The sequence below is a fragment of the Vibrio sp. JZG120 genome (assembly GCF_053890955.1).
This window is the reverse complement of the sequence record NZ_JBSRRK010000005.1, coordinates 69,807-91,307: the sequence shown is the minus strand read 5'-3', so window position 1 is coordinate 91,307 and position 21,501 is coordinate 69,807. Positions and strand designations below refer to the sequence as shown.

Here is a 21,501-nt window from a genome sequence, read left to right as displayed (position 1 = left end):
TGTGTAAAATGTAAACACAGCAACAAAATATTAGGCTCGCCTCGCAGGCGGGCCTTTTTTGTATTCGTCAGTCAAGATTCGACGTTTAACATGAGGGGATAATAAAAATACGCTTGGACTTTTTACCTTGTAGGTCAAAGAGCTAAGCCATTGAAACGTGAAATCATCGATCAAAAGAAGGTGAGCAATGAAAGTTCAGCTTATTCCATCGCTATGTGCTCTCAGCGGATTGTTAATCGCCTCCATCGCATCAGCGCAGGTTGCTTATACATGGGTAGATAAAAATGGCGTGGTTCATTTTAGTGATACGCCAAACCAAGGTGCAAAAGCCATCGCGCTGCCAAACCTTGAAGCCAGCGCACCCGCTCCTAAGGTAGAAAGCACGGAATCACTCGCCCCTCAGACCAAGCCATCGAAAGAGCCACAAGACAAGCCGGAAAAGAAAACCGATAAACCTCTCCCATTAAAGCTCTCGATGCTGACTCCTCAACATAACGAAACCATCCGCAGCAACCGAGGCATCATCAATATTCAACTGGAAACCAATCGCAAGCTTGGTATCGGTGAACAGTTGCAACTGCTGCTCGACGGAAAACCTTATGGTGCGCCACAAAGCCATATGACGTGGCAGTTAAACAATATTGACCGAGGTACCCACACACTGGCCGTGCACGCGAAAAGAAGCGGCAAGCTTATTGCATCTACTAGCCCTATAACGGTGCATTTACATAGAGCAAGTGTTAAGCCGACCGTAAAAGGGGCAAAATAGAATATCTGGTGAAAAAAATAGCATCACTGCGGTGCTTTTCACTTTTTCTTCTGAGATTTATTCGCCATACTTAACGTTCAATTGCACCATTATTGTGCAACGCACAATCTTAAAGCAAAACAAGGACGTAATGTGGATACCAGTCTTCCTAGTGCCATTCTCAACAACATGGTGACAGCAACACTGATTCTTGATGATGGATTGGCTATCCGTTATGCCAATCCGGCTGCCGAGTTGCTGTTTTCTCAAAGCGCGAAACGTATTGTTGAACAATCGCTTTCTCAATTGATTCAACATGCGTCGCTGGATCTCGCGCTGCTCACTCAACCATTGCAAAGTGGCCAAAGCATCACCGACAGTGACGTCACTTTCGTTGTTGATGGCCGCCCCTTAATGCTAGAGGTGACAGTTAGCCCAATCACTTGGCAAAAACAACTGATGTTACTCGTCGAGATGCGCAAAATTGATCAACAGCGCCGACTCTCTCAAGAACTGAACCAGCACGCCCAACAACAAGCGGCGAAACTGTTAGTCCGAGGGCTTGCACATGAGATCAAAAACCCGCTAGGTGGATTACGTGGTGCAGCGCAATTGCTAGAAAAAATGCTGCCAGAGCCTTCTCTCACCGAGTATACGCACATCATTATTGAGCAAGCCGACCGTTTAAGAGCGCTCGTTGATCGATTACTCGGGCCACAAAAGCCAGGTAAGAAGACACAAGAAAACTTGCATCAAATTCTGGAAAAGGTCCGCCAGTTGGTTGAATTAGAATCGCAACGTTCAATCGTGATTGAACGCGATTACGACCCGAGCTTGCCAGAAATTTTGATGGATGCGGACCAAATCGAACAGGCGATGCTTAATATCGTCAGTAATGCAGCGCAAATTCTTAGCCATCAAGAACACGGTAAAATCACCATTCGCACCAGAACGGTGCATCAAGCTAATATTCACGGCAAACGCTGTAAACTCGCTGCGCGTGTCGAAATCACAGACAACGGCCCAGGCATTCCACCGGAATTACAAGACACGCTGTTCTATCCCATGGTCAGTGGCCGCGAGGGAGGAACTGGCTTAGGGCTGTCTATTTCACAAAATTTGATCGACCAGCACAATGGAAAAATAGACGTAGAAAGCTGGCCTGGTCACACAACATTTACTATTTATTTGCCGATCTGATTGCGCTAATGGACTTCAAGTCGCATCAGTTTTTCGGTTTGCTGCAAGGATTACTACATGAGTAAAGGATATGTTTGGGTCGTTGATGACGACAGTTCCATTCGCTGGGTGATGGAGAAAACGCTCTCCTCTGCCAACATAAAATGCGAAACCTATGCCGATGGGGAAAGCGTTTTGATGGCGCTCGAACGCGAAGTACCAGATGTGCTGGTATCGGACATTCGCATGCCGGGCATTGATGGATTAGAGCTGCTAAAACAAGTACAGCGCGATTACCCAGACCTTCCCGTGATTATCATGACCGCCCACTCAGATTTGGATGCGGCAGTGAATGCGTACCAAAAAGGCGCCTTTGAATACTTACCAAAACCTTTTGATATCGATGAAACCTTAACGTTAGTTGAGCGAGCGATTGCACACAGTCACGAAAATAAACGTGAGCAACTCTCTCCAGAAGACATTCCAGCAGAAACGCCAGAAATCATCGGTGAAGCGCCAGCCATGCAAGAAGTATTTCGCGCCATTGGCCGTCTTTCTCGCTCCTCAATTTCAGTATTGATTAACGGTGAATCGGGCACGGGTAAAGAGCTCGTTGCTCATGCGTTGCACCGCCATAGTCCTCGCGCCAACAAACCTTTTATTGCACTCAATATGGCGGCGATTCCCAAAGATCTGATTGAGTCAGAGTTGTTTGGTCATGAAAAAGGGGCATTTACCGGGGCGAACAATGTTCGTCAGGGTCGATTCGAACAAGCCAATGGCGGCACCCTATTTTTAGACGAAATCGGTGACATGCCGTTAGATATTCAAACCCGTTTGCTGCGTGTTCTGGCCGATGGACAGTTTTATCGAGTGGGCGGTCACTCCCCAATCAGCGTCGACGTAAGGATTGTCGCGGCAACACACCAGAATTTAGAAAAGCTGGTGCATGAAGGCGATTTCCGTGAAGATTTATTCCATCGCTTGAACGTGATTCGAGTGCAGATTCCGGCATTGCGTGAACGTAAGCAGGACATCGAAAAACTTACGCAGCATTTTCTTATCCGAGCGGCTGATGAGCTGGGGGTCGAAACCAAAACTCTGCATCCGTCGACCGTTGAAATTCTTAACCGCCTTGATTGGCCGGGCAACGTGCGTCAATTAGAGAATATTTGCCGTTGGTTAACCGTCATGGCCAGTGGTAGCGAGGTATTGCCAAACGACTTACCAAGCGAACTGCTCGAAGAGAAAAAATCCATTTCGGACTCTGAGCATGGCAGCTGGCAAGAACAATTGGCGGATTGGGCACGTCAATCACTCGCGGCAGGAGATAAAGAACTGCTTTCTTATGCTTTACCAGAATTTGAGCGCATTTTATTAGAGGCCGCTTTGGAGCACACTAAAGGTCACAAGCAAGATGCCGCTAAAGTATTAGGCTGGGGGCGAAACACGCTTACCAGAAAATTAAAAGAATTGTACTGACAATCACTTACGTGGTGCGTTAACAACGAGAGTCGTTTGTCACTCGATATTAACAAAAATATCAGTACAATTGTGGCGCACCACCATCTATGTGATTAGGCAATGTCTACTGCTACGACTCAAATTACACTGCGTACCGCTGTTCTCATTCCATTTGTCATGATCTTCTTACTGGCGATCGGTGTCATTGTCTACGTCCAAAAGCAAAGCTACGAAGAAGTGGTCACAGATATCAGCGACAAACAACTTTCCGTGTTAACCGAAAGTGTCCACGACCACCTTAATAGCTATCTGCGCAAGCCGTTTACTGCGGTTATGGCTCTCGCGCATAACGTCAGCTATCACAACCTTTATCACCCTCACGACACCTCAGATATTCAAAGCTACCTGCTGAGTGCATTCAAAAACCTTTACCAATCGATACCGCAGTTGGATGTCATCGCATTTGGTTCAGAAAGCGGTGACTTTGCCGGGTTCCGCCGCGAGCTTTCCGACGATTACACCTTAATGGTTCAAGATCGATATACCGATGGTGATCTGATTATTTATGGCACCAACCATGTGAGTAATAGCATTCGAACGGTTATCTCTCCATACGATCCTCGCACTCGCCCATGGTATACGCCCGTCGCAGAGACTCAAACCTCGATGTGGTCTGAGATTTATACGAATGCCGATGAACGCCAGGATATTACGCTGTCAGCCATGACACCAGTGTATAAACACGACCAATTTGCTGGCGTGTTGGTGACAGACATTCGCATCAACACATTTAACGAATTTCTACGTGAGTTAAAATACAACACCAAAGCTTCGGTCTACATCATGGACCCAGAGCATCGTTTAATCGCTCACTCAGGCCCGGGAAGCGTCATCTCATGGGGCACAAAGTTTTCTGATAAAGGGCAGCGTTTGTTTGCGGCTGAAAACGCAGATCCGATCATCAAAATCAGTGCGAGCCGCGTTCGGTCGTTTGATCTCAACAATACTAAGCAACCTTACACCTTTTCATTTGAGCATGACGGCCAACGTATTTTCAGCCGACTAACCCCATACCGAGATCAAAACGGTTTAACATGGTTTATTGGCACCTCTATATCTGAATCCGAGTTGCTGGGTACATTGCCGAAAAGCCAACAAAAGAGTTGGCTGGTCGGGTTTATCGTCAGCTTATTTGGTATCGCCATCAGTTGGATCATTTTCAACCGAGTCACCAGACCGATTAACGCAACGGCCGACGCCGCCCAACACCTTGCGAATGGCGATTGGGACAGCAGTATGCCAAAACCTGGTTATGTGTATGAGACAACAGTACTTGTGCATGCCTTTAATGAGATGACGAGTAACCTCAGAGCCTCATTTAAAGCGTTGCGTGAGCAGTTGGTTTATGACTCTCTGACACGCTTATACAGTCGTCAGGGCTTGGTCGAAATCTGTGAGAACCAATCTCACCTGTGCCACGGCAGTTTATTTTTACTTGGTATCAACAAATTTAGAGATATCAACGACAGTGTGGGGCATCATAACGGTGATCAACTGTTGGTCAGCATCGCAGAAAGGCTAAAACAAGAGTTTAGTGATAACGCGTTACTGGCTCGGATTGGTGGTGATGAGTTCGCAGTGTTTCTCTCAAACGCCGATACTGAAGCCAAAGTTAAACAAACCGAGCGTCGATTACAGCAACTCTTTTCCACCCCATTTATGGTGGAAGGTGAGAATGTAGTGATGAAGATTTCACTTGGCATTGTGCAAACCCAACCAAATGAAACCATGCCGCTGTGGCTTCGCAACGCCAGCATCGCATTAAGCTACGCCAAGCAAGACTCACTGACCGGTGTCTGTCATTACAGCCCTGAACTAGCAAGCGCTTCAAAGTTCCGCACCCAAATGCTGACTAAGATTCAAACTGGCATCGAAAACCAAGAATTTGTCCCTCATTATCAACCTATTGTGGATCTCGCTAGTGGTAATGTGTGTGGCGCAGAAGCGCTGGCGCGCTGGCACAGTGACTCAGGAATGGTGTCACCATTAGATTTTATTCCAATCGCAGAAGAAAGCGGCATGATCAAAGCCATTGGCCAACAAATTCTGTTACAAGCTTGCCGCGATACATACCAAGCCATTCAAAGTAATCAGTGGCAATCAGACTTCCAACTGCATGTGAACATCTCCGTTAATCAACTGTCCTGCCCTGATTTTGTCGATACGGTGACCAACGTATTGGATACCACGAAATTACCCGCCAGTAATCTAACACTGGAGATCACCGAGTCGCGCATTATTGATAGCGCACCAACCACGCTGGAAAATATGACCAAACTGCGTGATATGGGGATTGGTATCGCGATCGATGATTTCGGTACCGGTTACTCATCACTGGGTTATCTTCACTCACTGCCATTTACTTGTTTAAAGATTGATCGCACCTTCATCAATCAACTCACGCAAGAAAACTTAGACAGTTCGGTCGTTGCTGCGGTCATCAATATCACCGCGGGCCTCAAAACCAATGTCGTCGCAGAAGGCGTAGAGGATAGCAATCAAGCACAATTATTGCGGTCTTTAGGCTGCAACCAAGTGCAAGGCTTCTATTACAGTCGTCCAATGCCACTAGAAGAGTGGCCAACAAATTTGGTTAACATGAAGTAGAAAAGAGCGATAATCGTTGATTTCCTAGTCATCCTCTACTGACAATCTACCTAACTGTTATTTATACTTAACTGCAAATCTTACCCATGTATTGTCACAGATGATGTTTGGGCCCTGTTCCAGTTCATAACTATCCGGATCGACATAATGATAACGAAGAACCTTCCTCTTACTGATTTGCACCGCCACCTAGACGGTAACATTCGTACTAAAACGATTCTTGAGCTTGGCCAAAAATTTGGTATTGCTCTGCCAGCGTACGATATTGAGTCTCTAACTCCTCACGTTCAAATTGTCGAAGCGGAACCCTCTCTTGTTGCTTTCCTTTCTAAGCTCGACTGGGGTGTTGCGGTACTGGGCGACCTAGATGCATGTCGTCGTGTGGCGTACGAAAACGTGGAAGACGCACTAAACGCTCAAATCGATTACGCTGAACTGCGTTTCTCACCATACTACATGGCAATGAAACACAAGTTACCAGTAGCGGGTGTTGTTGAAGCCGTCGTGGACGGTGTGCAAGCGGGTATGCGCGATTTTGGCGTGAAAGCCAACCTGATCGGCATCATGAGCCGCACATTTAGCACCGACGCGTGCCAACAAGAACTGGACGGCATTCTGAGCCAAAAAGATCACATCGTTGCCGTCGACTTGGCGGGTGACGAACTGGGCCAACCGGGCGATCGCTTTGTGTCTCACTTCAAACAAGTACGCGACGCTGGCCTTGGGGTAACGGTTCATGCTGGTGAAGCAGCAGGTGCAGAGAGCATGTGGCAAGCAATCAATGAGCTGGGCGCAACTCGTATCGGTCACGGCGTAAAAGCGATCCACGATCCAAAACTGATGGATTACCTAGCAGAAAACCGCATTGGTATTGAGTCTTGCCTAACATCAAACTACCAAACAAGCACGGTAGAAACGTTAGAAAACCACCCTCTCAAACAGTTCCTAGAGCATGGAGTTCTTGCGTGTCTGAACACTGACGACCCAGCGGTTGAAGGTATCGAGCTGCCATACGAATACGAAGTAGCGGCACCAGCAGCTGGTCTGAGCCAAGACCAGATTCGCCAAGCACAAATCAATGGTCTTGAGATTGCATTCCTTTCAGAAGCAGAAAAAGCGGAACTGAAAGCAAAAGTAAAAGATCGCGCTTAAATCCAGCGAAAACATAAAAAAATGCCAGCATCTGCTGGCATTTTTTTATATCTTGAATCGGCGTCTATGATTAGATAACACGAGAGAATTGTTGCTGACGCGCCTTCGCTCGCAGGTACTTATCGAAGCTCATACAAATATTACGGATCAGCAAACGACCTCGCAGCGTCACACGAATTTCATTGTCATCCACTTCCACCAGCTCATCGTTGATGAAGGTCTGAAGTAGCTGCAAGTCTTCTTTAAAGTACTGATCAAACTTCACTTTAAACTCAGACTCGATCGCTTTCTTGTCTAGTTTAAAATTACAAATCAGCTGCTTGATCACTTCGCGACGGAGCAAGTCATCAGAATCCAGCGAAACCCCTTTCCACAGTGCGTGACGAAGTTCGTTGACTTGAGCGTAGTATTTCTTCAGCTCTTTCTGGTTTTGCGCGTATGCATCGCCGATCATCGAGATTGCAGAGACACCAAAGCCAACCAAATCACATTCACCTTGTGTGGTGTAGCCTTGGAAGTTGCGATGCAAAATACCTTCGCGCTGAGCGACGGCAAGCTCATCGTCCGGTAAAGCAAAGTGGTCCATGCCGATAAATTGATAGCCAGCGCCAGTCAGTGTCGCGATGGTATCTTGCAGAATCGCCATCTTCTCTTCTGCTTTAGGCAGATCTTCGTCTTTAATCTTACGCTGCGCTGCAAATAGCTGTGGCATGTGCGCGTAGTTAAATACGGACAGACGGCCCGGCTGCATTTCCAGTACTTGTTCTAACGTCTTGGCAAAAGAGGCTTTGGTTTGCTTTGGCAAGCCGTAGATCAAATCTAGGTTTGTCGAACGGAAACCCAACTCTTTTGCGCGCGCAACCATCGCAAAGATGAACTCTTCATCTTGCTCACGGTTCACCAATTTTTGCACTTCTTTGTTGAAGTCCTGAACACCGATGCTCAAGCGGTTAAAGCCTTCACTACGCAGGTGATCCAGCATGGTGATCTGAATTTCACGCGGGTCAACTTCGATACTGATTTCAGCATCACTGCTAAAGGTAAACTCTTGGCGCAACAGGCTCATTACGCGTGTAATTTGCTTTTCAGAAAGGAACGTTGGCGTACCACCACCAAAGTGCAATTGCGTTACCGTTCTGCCCACCAATAAGGCTGCACGTTGACGAATCTCATGCTCAAGCACATCGAGGTATTCGTCCGCTTTGTGCGAGTGGCGCGTAATGACTTTATTACAACCACAGTAGTAACAAAGCTTGTGACAGAACGGAATGTGCACGTACAGCGATAATGGGCGGTCTGGGTACTGAGTGCATGCCATATCATAATCAGAAATGGTGAACGCTTCATGGAACTCCAGCGCCGTTGGGTACGACGTGTAGCGAGGACCGGAATAGTTGTACTTATCCAATACCGCTTGATCCCAGACGATTTGCTGCTTCGATTCAGTGTGTTGATTCGACATGGTGGTACTTTCCGTTAAATGCTAGGGCAACGAAAGCCGTCACCCGATATTCAGAGCCGCTATTTTGCCATACGACGATGACAAGCGTGGCAACGCCGACTGGCTTTTTAAGTATAAAACTAAAGAAGTGCTAGCGTGATCACGATACCCCCAGCAGTCATAAGGAAACCATTGGGGGTAACTATTAAATCATCTGAATATTGATTTGATTATTCAGTGGCTGGACGTTTTTCTGCAACACTTTGAGCTCCTCAATGATCGCATCAGTGAGGCGGCTTTCCGCTTTATGACGCGTCAAGTTCTGTTGCATACGCTCTTTCTTGGCAAGTTGTTGGCGTTCTTCACCACGCGCCATATCTTTCACGATATGGTAAAGCTCAGAAATTGCAGGGTACGTTTTATCGAAATCGACACGGTCTTCACCTTGTACATAATCCATGATGTTATACACACGAATACTGATTTCAGATAAATCGCATTGGCCTTGAATACCCGCCTGACACAAGGTATGCACATTCTCAAAAATGTTGGCGTTACGTTTATCTATCGCCAATTTTTGATGCTTTAGCTGCAATTCCTTTTGCTTTTTCAATTGAAGCAGAAGGTAACCTGCATAAGAAGCAAGTGCGATGATAATCACAACACCAGCAATAGCTAATAAGGTTACATTCATAGCTTAATTATCCTTTGTAGTCGTCGAAGTTAATGTCGTCGAAATCTGCCAGCAAGTCATCATCATTGCGCGTGCTTTTCTCAGCAGGAGCAGTGAAGTCTTCCTCTTCTTCAGGTTCCAACAAACCTAGTTGGTCCATTAGCTTCTCAATGCGGTCGAGCTTCTCATCGACGTATTTCTGTAGACCTGTGCCTAGGTTTTCACCCGCTTCAATACGGTCTAGCAACACGTTCAATTGCGCGTCATTTTCTAGCATCTCTAGTTCTTGCTCTGCCGACAAACGACGCTCTTGCTTCGTCATTTTCTTCGCAGGCTCAACAACCAGAGGAATTTTCTTTTTACTGCCTAAACGCGGGTCGCGGTTTTGTGCAGCAGCTTGCTTTTTCTGCTCGTTAACTTCTGAGTTACGGTTACCCGTTTTCAAGCCTTTGCGCTTTTTAGCACGCTTGCGTAGGCGGCCTTCCACATCAGATTCTGTACGGTTACGAGTTACAACAAACTCAGGTGCGCCAGCGGCACCTGGCTTTCTAGATTTTTTACTACGGCTCATTACTGGGGTTTCCTCAGTAAAATTACATCATTACCAATAAATTCGAGTTCGAGCTTATCCCGCTCTGCTAGGAACTGGAACGTGTCACGACTAAAGAACACTACGTGAGTGAGATCGTTCTTATAATGCCATGATTTGAAAGCCTCCACGTCGATGACCATTTTCGTCATCAGGCCTATCCAGCCCCCTGGCTTAACTAAATTCAACCATTGCTTCCACACCAAATCTGGGTGGTAGAGGTGCTCTATCACCTCTGTTGCTGTCATGAAGTCATACGTTTTATCTAAAACCGACGTATCAGGGTGGTAGTAGAGATCGTACAACGCCATGTTGTGCCCCGCCTCTTCCAGCATCAAGGAGAGCGTTGGGCCAGGACCACAACCAAAGTCGATACCATTTGATTGTGGAGAAATTCGCTCTGTGATCGGGTCAGCAATACGCGACAAAAAGCGTCGGTAACCTAAATCTTCAGGGTTGTTCTCATGCAAATCATAGTGAGCTTTTTCGGTTTCCGCACCCAAACGTTGGTCTGGATTCACGAACACCAAACAGCACTGCTCACATTGAAGATATTCACGTCGCTTATCTTCAAAATAGTGATGAGTACGCTGATTTTGGCATAAAGGACAGGTATGCATGCTGACTTCCTCAAACAGGGATGCGAAACATACCAGAAAGTGAACTCAGATTGGAGTGTTGCTGAGCATTTTTTCAGCAATTTTTGTTAAAAAACTTTGTTTACAACCCATCGAAGTAAATAAGTGCAGTAATCGTAATTCAGATTGCGACTTACCAAGGGAAAAGAATATAAAAAAAGCGACAGTCAGACTGTCGCTTTCTAAGTGCCATCAATTGGCGAAACTGTGTTGCACGCATTTGGTGCATCAATGTTCCCTTTGTTTTTCGAGCTTTCCCTGCCAAAAAGAGTTGTTTTTCATCTTCCTGATGAGTTTTGGCTATCCGTTTACTTCCTGTCTACTGAGCAACTTCCTGTGCCTGATCCGTTTCACTGTCTTAACCGTCAGACGAGATGACCATCCTTATCAGATAGGCTCCCTACCTATCTAAATCCCTTTCTAAATCACCAAGCATCCGAGCTACATCCTTGGAGACCTAAACCGTGGTCTTAAATCCTTACATTCACCCCCTGTGAACAACTTCTACTTTACGCCATCCCGCGATGCTCACAAGTAATGAGTTGAAAAAATCATCCGCCTATTTTTCTAAAACATCAAAATTATCATTTAATCAAAAACTTAAAAACACCAACAAGAAAAAGCCAACATCAAGTATGGCAAATGTCTCACAAACTGCCGAGCCAACTATCGCTTTCGCATCCAAACTCGACTGTGATATCTGTCACGAACAAAAATGCCCTAGTGGATTCACTAGGGCATTTTTGTACAAATTGCTCGAACGATGTAGGGACATCTACCCAACCAGCTCAAGATGCAGGATCTTGAGCGATTTAGGTATATTAGTGCAGACCGCCAACGTATTTAGACAGCACTTCGATATCTTCGTCTGTCATTTTCTTCGCGATGTCGCGCATCATGGCATTCATATCATTACCACGGTCGCCATCACGGAATTTTTCTAGCTGAGCTTTGATGTAGTCAGCATGCTGACCAGAAATTTTCGGGAAACCTGAAAGCTCAGTACCATTGCCACGAGGACCATGACATGCAATACATGCGGTTAGGCCACGCTCGGCATCACCAGCGGTATAAAGCGTTTTGCCTTTTGCTACCACATCTTCAGGTGTTGAGTTTTCTGAAACTGGTAGCGAAGCGTAGTAAGCAGATAGGTCTGCGATATCTTCATCGCTCAGTGGCATTGCCATACCACTCATTACAGGATCGTAACGACCTTGTTTACCACCACTTGTCATGCCTAGCTTAAGTTCTTTTAACTGCTTCTCAAGATACTTAGCGTGTTGGCCTGCGAGTTTCGGGTACGTTGTTATTGCACTGTTGCCATCTGCTCCGTGACAGGCGACACAGGTTTGTGATTTTGCTTTACCAGCCTCAATATTACCTTGGGCCCATACTGAGCAACTGGCTAAAAGACTCAAAATTAGCGCTAATTTCTTCATGACATTCCATTATAATTATCAAGCTTCCAGTACCACGGAATGTGAACATACCGCGTACACTCATGGTACAATAGGCGACCTTATGCCGAGCACGGTTATTTTACACATTTTCACAAAAAAGTAATCAATCGACTACACAAAGTCGAGATGGAGTTAACAGTGAGCGTAAAAATTCATTACCAAAATACGCATTTCATCACCAGCGCACCCGATATTCGTCACCTACCGGAAGACGAAGGTGTCGAAATTGCGTTTGCAGGACGCTCAAACGCTGGTAAATCGAGTGCACTTAACCGTCTAACTAATCAAAAAAGCTTAGCCAAGACATCAAAGACACCTGGTCGTACGCAATTAATCAACCTTTTCAAAGTAGAAGAAGGTTGTCACATTGTCGATCTACCTGGATACGGTTTTGCTCAAGTACCGGTAGAGATGAAAAACAAATGGCAGAAATCTTTAGGTGAATACCTACAGAAACGCGAGTGCCTAAAAGGCTTAGTGGTTCTGATGGACATTCGTCATCCAATGAAAGATCTCGACCAGCAAATGATTTTCTGGGCCATCGATAGCCACATTCCTGTGCAAGTTTTGCTAACCAAAGCAGATAAACTAAAAAGTGGCGCACGCAAACAAACCCTGCTGAAAGTTCGCAAACAGGTGGAAACTTTCGGTGGCGACGTTTCCGTTGATGTGTTCTCTTCCCTTAAAGGATTAGGCGTTGATCAGCTGCGTGCAAAACTGGATACCTGGTTTGCACCGGCGCTCGCACACCTGATAGAAGAAGGCGAACTGGATACCCCAGCAAGCGACGAAGAATAATTAACAATATTTGTTAAATTTTTTCGACACGGCCCTACCATTTGGTGGGGCTTTTGTTTATCTGAGCTAAATAACAGGCAATAAAAATCCCCACCTTCCTGGCAGGGATAACGGGAGAGAAAAATTGGTAATTATTGTTATGTGACGAAGCATTGCTGAACTATCGGATGATTTCAATAGCTTAAAAAGCCGCCTAACTTTAGCTTTCGCTTAATTAACTCACAACCATAACCAATAAAGAAAATACAATTCAACAAGTTAGACAGAAACCTACCCACTTCCACGTCAACTTAGTTTCCTTCAAGAAAAAATCATAGTGTGATTGGCATAAATTTACAGACTGAATAGTTTGCGAGTTTTTGAAGAAAATTGGAGTGTAGCCAATAGGTTAAAGGTGGGAGAAATATAAAGACAAGTCGTTACCAACCCAACACATTGAACAAAAAGAAAAATTTTCTTTCGCCCAATAAAAAACGCCCCAGTCAAAAGCTGACTGGGGCGGCTGAATCAGCCTAATCCAATAACGTGAAACAAAAGGTCTGAAAGATAGAACATCTTACCTCTGTACCCTACGAGTATTAATGTACAACAATTGGTCAGAATTGCAAAGAATTTTTGTAGTTTTTTTTCATGAATTTTTTATTAAGCAACATCAAAATTAACTTTGTGCTAGCTTTTTTAATCGCAAAAAAAAGCCAGCGTTTGTGCGCTGGCTCATAATTAATTGGTTATTTTGGTCTAAAAGTGACTAATGAGCTTGATCCCAGTTATCACCGTGCCCTGCTTCTGCAACCAATGGTACTTTTAGCTCTGCTGCAGATTCCATCAATTTCTGTACTTTACTTTCAATTTCGGACAATGATGACTCTTCAACTTCAAAGACCAATTCATCGTGTACTTGCATTAACAACTTCACACGGCCATTGCCTTCTTCCTGAATCCACTGATCAACCAACAGCATCGCTTTCTTAATGATGTCCGCAGCCGTACCTTGCATCGGTGCGTTGATTGCCGCACGTTCAGAAGCTTTACGACGCATCCCGTTGCGCGATTTGATTTCTGGTAAATGCAAACGTCGACCAAAAATCGTTTCAACATAGCCCTTATCTGCAGCCGTGCTGCGCGTGTCTTCCATGTACTGCATAACGCCAGGGTAACGCTCAAAGTATTTATCCATGTAGGCTTGTGCTTCGCCGCGAGGGATACCAAGCTGCTTCGCCAAACCAAATGCACTCATGCCATAGATAAGCCCGAAGTTAACGGCTTTAGCACGGCGACGCTGCTCGCTCGATACTTGTTCAATATCCAGGCCCATAATTTCTGCCGCAGTTGCAGCGTGAATGTCTTTACCATCACGGAAGGCATCCAATAACGCTTGGTCGCCAGAAAGGTGCGCCATGATGCGCAGTTCGATTTGCGAGTAGTCGACCGCTAAGATTTTATGGCCAGCTGGTGCGACAAACGCTTGGCGAATACGACGGCCGGCTTCGTTACGAATTGGAATGTTTTGTAAGTTCGGATCGGTAGAAGATAGACGACCTGTTGCGGTTACTGCTTGATGGTAAGAAGTATGCACACGCCCTGTCGTTGGGTTGATCATCTTCGGCAGCTTGTCCGTGTACGTCGATTTAAGCTTCGCCAAACCACGGTATTCCAAAATCAATTTTGGCAGTGGGTAATCTAAGGCAAGCTCTTGCAGCACTTCTTCATTCGTCGATGGTGTACCTGATGGCGTTTTCTTCACCACCGGTAAACCCATTTTTTCAAATAGGATGGCTTGTAATTGCTTTGGCGAGTTCATGTTGAACTCTTGCTCTGCAATTTCATACGCTTTCTTTTCAAGCTCATCAAGGCGAGCGGTAATCTCGACCGACTGCGCACTCAGCTTCATTTCATCGATAAAGACCCCAGTGCGTTCAATGCGCGAAAGAACTGGCACCAACGGCATTTCAATCTCTTCGTAAACTGTCTTTAGGCTTTCATCCTGCTCGATATTCGCAAACAAGCGATTGTGCAGACGAAGGGTCACATCCGCATCTTCTGCCGCGTATGGCGATGCTTGTTCCAACTCGATTTGGTTAAACGTAAGCTGATTTTTGCCTTTACCTGCAATTTGCTCAAAAGAAATGCAACTATGCTGTAGGAAGCGCAGCGCCAAGCTGTCCATATCGTGTTTACCGCCGACACTGTTGTAAATGTACGATTCCAACATCGTGTCGTGCTTGATACCTTTTAGCTCAATGTCATAACGAGCCAATACAGACGCATCATACTTTAAGTTTTGACCAACTTTTGCTTTCGCTGCATCTTCAAGAATTGGCTTAAGCTGTTCTAGAACCCAATCACGATCAAGCTGTTCAGGTGCATCTAGGTAGTCATGTGCAACAGGCACATAAGCGGCAATGCCTTCATCGACAGCGAATGACAAACCAACCAGGTTCGCTAGCATGTAATCTAGGTTGTCGGTTTCCGTATCAAACGCAAACAACTCGGCCGTTTGAAGTTTGTCTAGCCACGCATTGAAGGTTTCTTCATCCAGAATCGTTTCATATTGGCTGCGGTCGATTGTCACTGCGGAAGTTTCCATCTCAGCATGAGAAGCAGAGGCTTGAGCAGAGCCAGCAAGCTCAACAGCTTCTACCGACCCAGAACCACCTTCAAGTAGTTCGTTCAACCAAGATTTAAACGTCAGTTGACCATACAGCTTCACTAGTTCGTCTTTATTTGGTTCCGCTTTCAGCAGTGATTCTGGCGTTTCTTCAAGTTCAACATCCAATTTAATGGTCGCGAGCTCGTACGACAGCATGGCATTTTCTTTGTTATCGATGAGCTTCTTCGCCATGGTTTTAGAACCACGGAAGCCAAGCGCAGCAATGTCATCGAGATTTTCATACAACTTCGTAAGACCACCAATACCTTGCAGTAGTGCAGTCGCTGTTTTGTCACCCACGCCTGGTACACCAGGGATGTTATCTACTTTATCGCCCATCAGCGCTAGGTAGTCGACGATTAACTCAGGTGGAATGCCAAACTTTTCAACCACACCTTCACGATCCATCACGACGTTCGTCATGGTGTTGATCAAGGTAATATTATCATCCACCAACTGCGCCATGTCTTTATCACCAGTACTGATCAATACAGGCATGCCTTTTTGTGATGCTTGATGCGCCAACGTACCAATGACGTCATCCGCTTCGACACCAGGAACACAGATCAGTGGTAAACCCATCGCGCGAATAACATTGTGCAATGGTTCAATTTGGCAACGCAGATCATCCGGCATTGGCGGACGATTAGCTTTGTATTCTGCATACATATCATCACGGAAGGTTTTTCCCTTCGCATCGAAAACCACCGCGATGCGCTCAGACGCAAACTGACGCATCATGCTGCGTAACATGTTCACGACACCGTAAACGGCATTAGTTGGAATTTCACCATTGCTCATGGTGCCCGGGTAGGCGTGAAAAGCGCGATATAGGTAAGAAGAGCCGTCGATAAGGATCAACGGATTTTCAGGAATACTTGCCATAATTGTCTGTATCCAATTCAGTACTTGAGAGATCTGCCTAGGATGCCATGACTGCTGATCCGAATCTATCTTGTTCGCTCGATCTAGGTCGCGTAAATTTTTCGATTTTATTCACGAAGACAATCCCACCCTGTGGATAACTCTGTTTATAGAAATTATCCACTGGTTATCCAATGATAGAAAACACAAAAAATACACACAGTAAGTTATTGTTTTTAAATATTTATTTTATAAAACGGCGAGAAGATCAACGATCCTTAAATGATCATCGCGTGTGGAAAAAATACGAATAGTGACGTCAAATAGAAATCGTAGAAAAGAAAAAAGCGACCCGAATGGGGTCGCCTAGCAGAAGTGGTAAAGCAAATTCTGTAAATAGAGCAGCTTAACCAAGAAGCTATAAATTACACTGGAAGCAATGTGAGCAATGTCGTGTCAAAAAGAATTCGTGCAAGTTCTCGGAAAAATGTTTCATCACTTCTCAACTTTCAGTTAATCAACTTCTGTTAATAAGTCATTCAACGTCCTTGTGAACTCTTCCTCATTCCCTAAGACAGGTTTAATAATAATGATTCTCATTTCGTAGTCAACAGTTAAATGAGAAAAAATCTCATTTATTTTCACATCGCTTTAATGAAATGAACTCGAGATTCACGAAGGTTGATTTTTTCTTCAAATTTTTCAATGATATAGCCATTTCTCAATAACAATCGAAGCATAGCAGGAAACTGATTTCGAGATTTCACTTTTAACGTGTTATAGCCTTGCTCAGCCGCCCAATCTTCTTGTGCTTCCAAAAGCAATTGTGCCACGCCTTCATTTCGAGCCTCAGGAACTACACCACCTAACCAGCTATAGAAAACACCATCCTCTAATTCGTAACCTATTTTGAAGCCGACAATCGTGCCATTTTTTTCTGCAACGAGGATTAAACTGTTTTTCTCTTCTAAACGTTGAGTCATGGAGTCTACCGTTTCTCCTTTCGAAAATTCGGTAACACGTGCCACAACTTGAAGTGCTTCTTCCAATGTGCCTTCACGAATCAGCATTGTCATTGTTCTCTTCTCCAAAATAAAAATACCCAAGCACCTTGGATTGTTACTGTTGTAATCCGCCTGAGGTTACTTGGGTATATACAGACGAACAACTCTTGTTGGTCTGGTGTTTCTCACTGAGCGATAATTACTCTTCAGTCGCTTCCGGAGTACGATTTAGGTGTTGAGCAGTTTGTGCATTCTCTTCTGCCAACCACTCAGCCACATCTTTCGCAAAGTACGTTAAGATGCCGTCAGCACCTGCACGTTTGAAGCACAGTAGTGATTCCATCACAATTTCGCGCTCTTTGAGCCAGCCATTCATGATCGCCGCTTTATGCATCGCGTACTCACCAGACACCTGATAAGCAAACGTCGGTACCTGAAGTTCGGTTTTAACTCGGCGAACTACATCTAAGTATGGCATACCAGGTTTAACCATCACCATGTCCGCACCTTCATTGATGTCTAGCGCCACTTCATGGATCGCTTCGTCAATGTTTGCTGGGTCCATTTGGTAGTTTTTCTTGTTGCCGCCTTTTAGATTTGAAGAAGAGCCAACCGCATCACGGAATGGTCCGTAGTAGCTCGACGCGTACTTAGCCGAGTAAGCCATGATTTGTGTATGAATGTAGCCCGCATTTTCTAATGCTTCGCGGATCTTACCAATACGGCCATCCATCATGTCTGAAGGCGCGACGACGTCAGCACCCGCTTCAGCGTGAGACAAAGCCTGCTTAACCAGTACTTCCGTGGTTTCATCATTCATTACGTAACCATCTTCATCGATGATGCCGTCTTGGCCGTGCGTCGTGAATGGGTCAAGTGCCACGTCTGTGATCACACCGATTTGAGGAATATGTTCTTTAAGCGCACGTACTGCTCGCTGAACCAAACCTTCTGGGTTGTAGGCTTCAGTAGCACATAAGCTTTTAGCGTCTTGGTTTACGACAGGGAAAAGCGCGATTGCTGGAACGCCTAGATTTGCAAGGTATTGTGCTTCTTCTAGCATTAAATCAATCGACAAACGCTCTACACCCGGCATGGACTCCACGCTCTCACGACGATCTTTACCCATAAGAATGAACATTGGGTAAATCAGATCATTAACAGAAAGTTGGTTCTCAGCCATCAAACGACGACTAAAATCGTGCTTACGTAAACGACGCATACGGCGTGCAGGGAATGGACCTTGAATTGATACAGACACCATTTTCTCCTTGTCTGGACGGTTATGATGATCAAATCATCTGGTGAACAAAATCATATCACTCTTGATGCATGTTGCGAGTGACAATCTGGAAAAAGGTAATGAAAAAAACTGAAAATGACCCAGCACTCACACTCAAGTATACTTCGAATACGAAACCAACCATGAAGCACAGAGAGTAACGATGATCGATACCCACGCGCACATCTATGCCAGCGAATTTGATAACGACCGCGATGAAGTAGTACAACGCGCCTTAGCGCAAGGCATTAATAAGATCCTGTTGCCAAACATCGATCTGGACTCTATTGAGCCCATGCTACAAACCGAAGCGGCATATCCTGACGTGTGCCACTCAATGATGGGACTCCATCCTTGCTATGTGGATAACAACGTTGAGCAAACGCTGGAAATCATCCGCGGCTGGTTTGAGAAACACAAGTTTATTGCGGTGGGCGAAATTGGTATCGACCTGTATTGGGACAAAACCTATCGCGCCGAGCAAGAGATGGCATTCGTGACTCAGCTAAACTGGGCAAAAGAGATGGATTTACCGGTCGTGATCCACACTCGTGATTCGATTGAAGAAACACTCACTTTGCTAAGACAAGAGCAAGATGGTCGTCTGCGTGGTGTATTCCACTGTTTTGGAGGCACTTTAGAAGAAGCGCAAGCAATCAATGAGCTAGGCTTCCACTTAGGCTTGGGTGGCGTATCGACCTTTAAGAATGGCGGGATGGATAAAGTCATTCCACATTTGGATATGCAGTGGGTCATTTTAGAAACCGATTGTCCATACTTAGCGCCTGTACCGCACCGTGGTAAGCGTAATGAACCAGCCTACACTTCTCTCGTTGCACAACGTGTTGCCGACTTGCGTGATGTCGATGTCGCAACTATCGATGTAATAACGACTGAAAATGCCAAAAAGCTGTTTAATATTTAATTCACGAAAATTGAAAAAAGCGACGAAATCAACGTCGCTTTTTTATTACCTAAACTATTGAATGAATGATTCAACCTATTGAAATAATAGAACAACCCACACAAAGTTATTGATAAACATAATAATTAACTAGCAACTCTACTTACCTCTCATATCGCCACTTTACTTCGTCTGTTTTGCAAAACTGTCGACAACTAGACATATTCTTTTTCTATACTGCTTTATGCCCATTAATTAGCACAAATGTAAAACAGCATGAATATGGAAGTTGAAGTGTGTACACATGGTGCTTACTTACAACGCGTACCGCGCAGTTTTTTTCAAAAGCTGCTGGGCATCAAGGAAGTATACGTATGCACAAAGTGTGGTTACGTCATGAAAGTTAAGTAATTAGCCCAAGAAACAAACCAACCGCAAAAAAAGCGGCTCAATTGAGCCGCTTTTTACATCTACAGTAAACTTATTCTTCGGTTTCAGCTTCTGCCTCTTCGCCTCGACGCGTATAAAAACGCGCAAAGAATAAACCGACTTCAAACAGTAAACACATCGGAATAGCGAGTAAGGTTTGCGAGATCATGTCTGGTGGCGTTAACACCATACCTACGACAAACGCCGCCACAATGATATAAGGCCGTTTCTGTCTTAGATCTTCTGGTGTGGTGGCCCCAGTCCAACACAACAAAATAATCGCAACAGGCACCTCGAATGCGATACCAAACGCCATAAATAGCGCCAGCACAAAGTCGAGATAACTCGAGATATCAGTTGCAAACTCTACCCCACCAAGAGAGATAGCGGTAAAGAAGCCAAACACCAATGGGAATACCACAAAGTAGGCAAATGCCACTCCACAGTAGAACAATAGCGAACTAGAGAACAGCAACGGCATGATCAAACGACGCTCATGTTTGTATAAGCCAGGAGCAACAAAGGCCCAAACTTGATACAAAATAAACGGCACCGCAATAAATACCGAAGCGATTAACGTCAACTTCAGTGGCGTGAAAAAGGGTGAAGCCACATCCGTAGCAATCATGGTTGCGCCTTCAGGTAGACGCTCTACTAAAGGTGCGGAAACAAACTCGTAAATGTGGTTAGAGAAATAAATTAGTCCGACAAACACCACCAACACTGCCAAAATTGAGCGCAGTAGTCGGTTGCGAAGCTCCAACAAATGACTAATTAAAGGTTGTGTCTGCTCGACGGTAGACATGGCAAACCTCTTATTAAAAACCAGATCAAAAAGGAGCTACCAATCACTAGTAGCTCCTCCTAATGAGACTATTCGGCTTTCTTATCTGCCGCTGTAACCTTGCTCTCTTCCGCTTTCTCTACCTTTTCTGCTGCTGGCTCTGTTTTTACAGGCTCAGCCTCTGAATCGGTGTTCTTTGCGTAAGGACGATTTACAGATTGCGCTGCCTTCTTCAATTCTTCGACTGAAGATTTCAACTCAGGAGACAAATCATCCATCCCCATTTGCTCTGCTTTGCGCAAGTTTTCTTGCAGCTCTTGGACTTTCAGCTCGTGTGACAATTCGTCTTTGACGCTATTTGCCATACTCTTAGCGGCACCGATAAAGCGAGACACGCTGCGAATAGCATGAGGCAAACGCTCCGGCCCAAGAACGACCAGACCAACAACAGATATTAATACCAGTTCCCAAAAACCGATATCAAACACGTTTTACGCCTGCTCTTTGTCTTTTTTCGTTTCAGGAGCAGCTTCTTTTTTCTGCTGCTCTTCTAGACTTTTTGGTTCGAAGTCTGCGTCTTTGTCATTTTTCGCAGGTTCATCTTCGCTCATCGCTTTTTTGAAGCCCTTAACGGCACCACCCAGATCGCCACCGATACCGCGTAGTTTCTTAGTTCCGAATAGCAATACAACAATTACAGCAATGATTAGAAGTTGCCAAACACTGATACCACCCATTCTCTTTACCTCGGGTCTTTAAATAAACAAAAATATTT

The 21,501-nt window shown here is 45.2% G+C and carries 19 protein-coding genes; 7 read left to right on the top strand and 12 right to left on the bottom strand.

All coding sequences use genetic code 11. The features are described 5' to 3' along the window. Positions 1 to 187: 187 nt before the first annotated feature. The 5 genes from ACWPOD_RS11900 to add all read left to right on the top strand — a co-directional run bounded on the left by ACWPOD_RS11900 (position 188) and on the right by add (position 7,210). Positions 188 to 769: a DUF4124 domain-containing protein gene (locus ACWPOD_RS11900; RefSeq protein ID WP_145533313.1), complete on the top strand. Its 582-nt coding sequence runs from the start codon at positions 188 to 190 to the stop codon at positions 767 to 769. A gap of 132 nt (positions 770 to 901) precedes the next feature. After that, entirely contained in the window at positions 902 to 1,948 is a 1,047-nt protein-coding gene (gene glnL, locus ACWPOD_RS11895) for a nitrogen regulation protein NR(II) (RefSeq protein ID WP_005395035.1), read from the top strand. Between the two features lie 57 nt (positions 1,949 to 2,005). Further along, positions 2,006 to 3,409 carry a nitrogen regulation protein NR(I) gene (gene glnG / locus ACWPOD_RS11890; protein ID WP_005395036.1) on the top strand — a complete coding sequence of 468 codons (1,404 nt, stop codon included), beginning with the start codon at positions 2,006 to 2,008 and terminating at the stop codon, positions 3,407 to 3,409. A gap of 102 nt (positions 3,410 to 3,511) precedes the next feature. Then, positions 3,512 to 6,058: a phosphodiesterase GepA gene (gepA, locus tag ACWPOD_RS11885; RefSeq protein WP_456231913.1), complete on the top strand. Its 2,547-nt coding sequence runs from the start codon at positions 3,512 to 3,514 to the stop codon at positions 6,056 to 6,058. Between the two features lie 147 nt (positions 6,059 to 6,205). Further along, on the top strand, positions 6,206 to 7,210 hold the full coding sequence (gene add / locus ACWPOD_RS11880) for an adenosine deaminase (RefSeq protein WP_456231912.1): 1,005 nt from the start codon (positions 6,206 to 6,208) through the stop codon (positions 7,208 to 7,210). 70 nt (positions 7,211 to 7,280) lie between these two features. Here add and hemN read toward each other — a convergent pair whose 3' ends face one another. From hemN to ACWPOD_RS11855, 5 genes are all read right to left on the bottom strand, one after another. Beyond that, the gene (hemN, locus tag ACWPOD_RS11875; RefSeq protein ID WP_005394456.1) at positions 7,281 to 8,672 is read right to left on the bottom strand and encodes an oxygen-independent coproporphyrinogen III oxidase; all 1,392 of its coding nucleotides are present in this window, start codon (positions 8,670 to 8,672) and stop codon (positions 7,281 to 7,283) included. A gap of 184 nt (positions 8,673 to 8,856) precedes the next feature. Next, a complete protein-coding gene (locus ACWPOD_RS11870; protein WP_005379254.1) occupies positions 8,857 to 9,345 on the bottom strand; it encodes a DUF2489 domain-containing protein in 489 nt (162 codons plus the stop codon). A gap of 7 nt (positions 9,346 to 9,352) precedes the next feature. Then, a complete protein-coding gene (yihI, locus tag ACWPOD_RS11865; protein ID WP_005394455.1) occupies positions 9,353 to 9,895 on the bottom strand; it encodes a Der GTPase-activating protein YihI in 543 nt (180 codons plus the stop codon). Then, positions 9,895 to 10,533 (bottom strand): class I SAM-dependent methyltransferase, encoded by a 639-nt coding sequence (locus ACWPOD_RS11860; RefSeq protein ID WP_456231911.1) that lies wholly within the window; start codon positions 10,531 to 10,533, stop codon positions 9,895 to 9,897. The genes yihI and ACWPOD_RS11860 overlap by 1 nt, the downstream gene beginning before the upstream one ends. 839 nt (positions 10,534 to 11,372) lie before the next feature. Then, positions 11,373 to 11,990 carry a c-type cytochrome gene (locus ACWPOD_RS11855; protein WP_005379248.1) on the bottom strand — a complete coding sequence of 206 codons (618 nt, stop codon included), beginning with the start codon at positions 11,988 to 11,990 and terminating at the stop codon, positions 11,373 to 11,375. A gap of 159 nt (positions 11,991 to 12,149) precedes the next feature. Here ACWPOD_RS11855 and yihA point away from each other — a divergent pair, with 159 nt between their 5' ends. Further along, complete coding sequence (gene yihA, locus ACWPOD_RS11850) at positions 12,150 to 12,809, top strand: ribosome biogenesis GTP-binding protein YihA/YsxC (RefSeq protein ID WP_005394452.1); 660 nt, start codon at positions 12,150 to 12,152, stop codon at positions 12,807 to 12,809. Positions 12,810 to 13,316: 507 nt separating this feature from the next. Here yihA and ACWPOD_RS11845 read toward each other — a convergent pair. From ACWPOD_RS11845 to hemB, 4 genes are all read right to left on the bottom strand, one after another. Next, positions 13,317 to 13,364 carry a hypothetical protein gene (locus tag ACWPOD_RS11845; RefSeq protein ID WP_438356636.1) on the bottom strand — a complete coding sequence of 16 codons (48 nt, stop codon included), beginning with the start codon at positions 13,362 to 13,364 and terminating at the stop codon, positions 13,317 to 13,319. Between the two features lie 193 nt (positions 13,365 to 13,557). Beyond that, a complete protein-coding gene (polA, locus tag ACWPOD_RS11840; RefSeq protein WP_456231910.1) occupies positions 13,558 to 16,344 on the bottom strand; it encodes a DNA polymerase I in 2,787 nt (928 codons plus the stop codon). A gap of 620 nt (positions 16,345 to 16,964) precedes the next feature. Then, a complete protein-coding gene (locus tag ACWPOD_RS11835; protein WP_012841227.1) occupies positions 16,965 to 17,399 on the bottom strand; it encodes a GNAT family N-acetyltransferase in 435 nt (144 codons plus the stop codon). 127 nt (positions 17,400 to 17,526) lie between these two features. After that, entirely contained in the window at positions 17,527 to 18,588 is a 1,062-nt protein-coding gene (gene hemB / locus ACWPOD_RS11830; RefSeq protein ID WP_031780396.1) for a porphobilinogen synthase, read from the bottom strand. Between the two features lie 184 nt (positions 18,589 to 18,772). On the opposite strand from hemB, the gene ACWPOD_RS11825 reads away from it, so the two are divergent. Further along, on the top strand, positions 18,773 to 19,534 hold the full coding sequence (locus ACWPOD_RS11825; protein WP_005394446.1) for a TatD family hydrolase: 762 nt from the start codon (positions 18,773 to 18,775) through the stop codon (positions 19,532 to 19,534). Positions 19,535 to 19,994: 460 nt separating this feature from the next. Here the strand turns inward: ACWPOD_RS11825 and tatC are convergent, their stop codons facing one another. From tatC to tatA, 3 genes are all read right to left on the bottom strand, one after another. Further along, positions 19,995 to 20,747 carry a twin-arginine translocase subunit TatC gene (gene tatC / locus ACWPOD_RS11820; protein WP_005394442.1) on the bottom strand — a complete coding sequence of 251 codons (753 nt, stop codon included), beginning with the start codon at positions 20,745 to 20,747 and terminating at the stop codon, positions 19,995 to 19,997. Positions 20,748 to 20,815: 68 nt separating this feature from the next. Beyond that, positions 20,816 to 21,214 (bottom strand): Sec-independent protein translocase protein TatB, encoded by a 399-nt coding sequence (tatB, locus tag ACWPOD_RS11815; RefSeq protein WP_005382959.1) that lies wholly within the window; start codon positions 21,212 to 21,214, stop codon positions 20,816 to 20,818. Between the two features lie 3 nt (positions 21,215 to 21,217). Next, the gene (tatA, locus tag ACWPOD_RS11810) at positions 21,218 to 21,463 is read right to left on the bottom strand and encodes a Sec-independent protein translocase subunit TatA (protein WP_005382958.1); all 246 of its coding nucleotides are present in this window, start codon (positions 21,461 to 21,463) and stop codon (positions 21,218 to 21,220) included. Positions 21,464 to 21,501 lie beyond the last annotated feature (38 nt).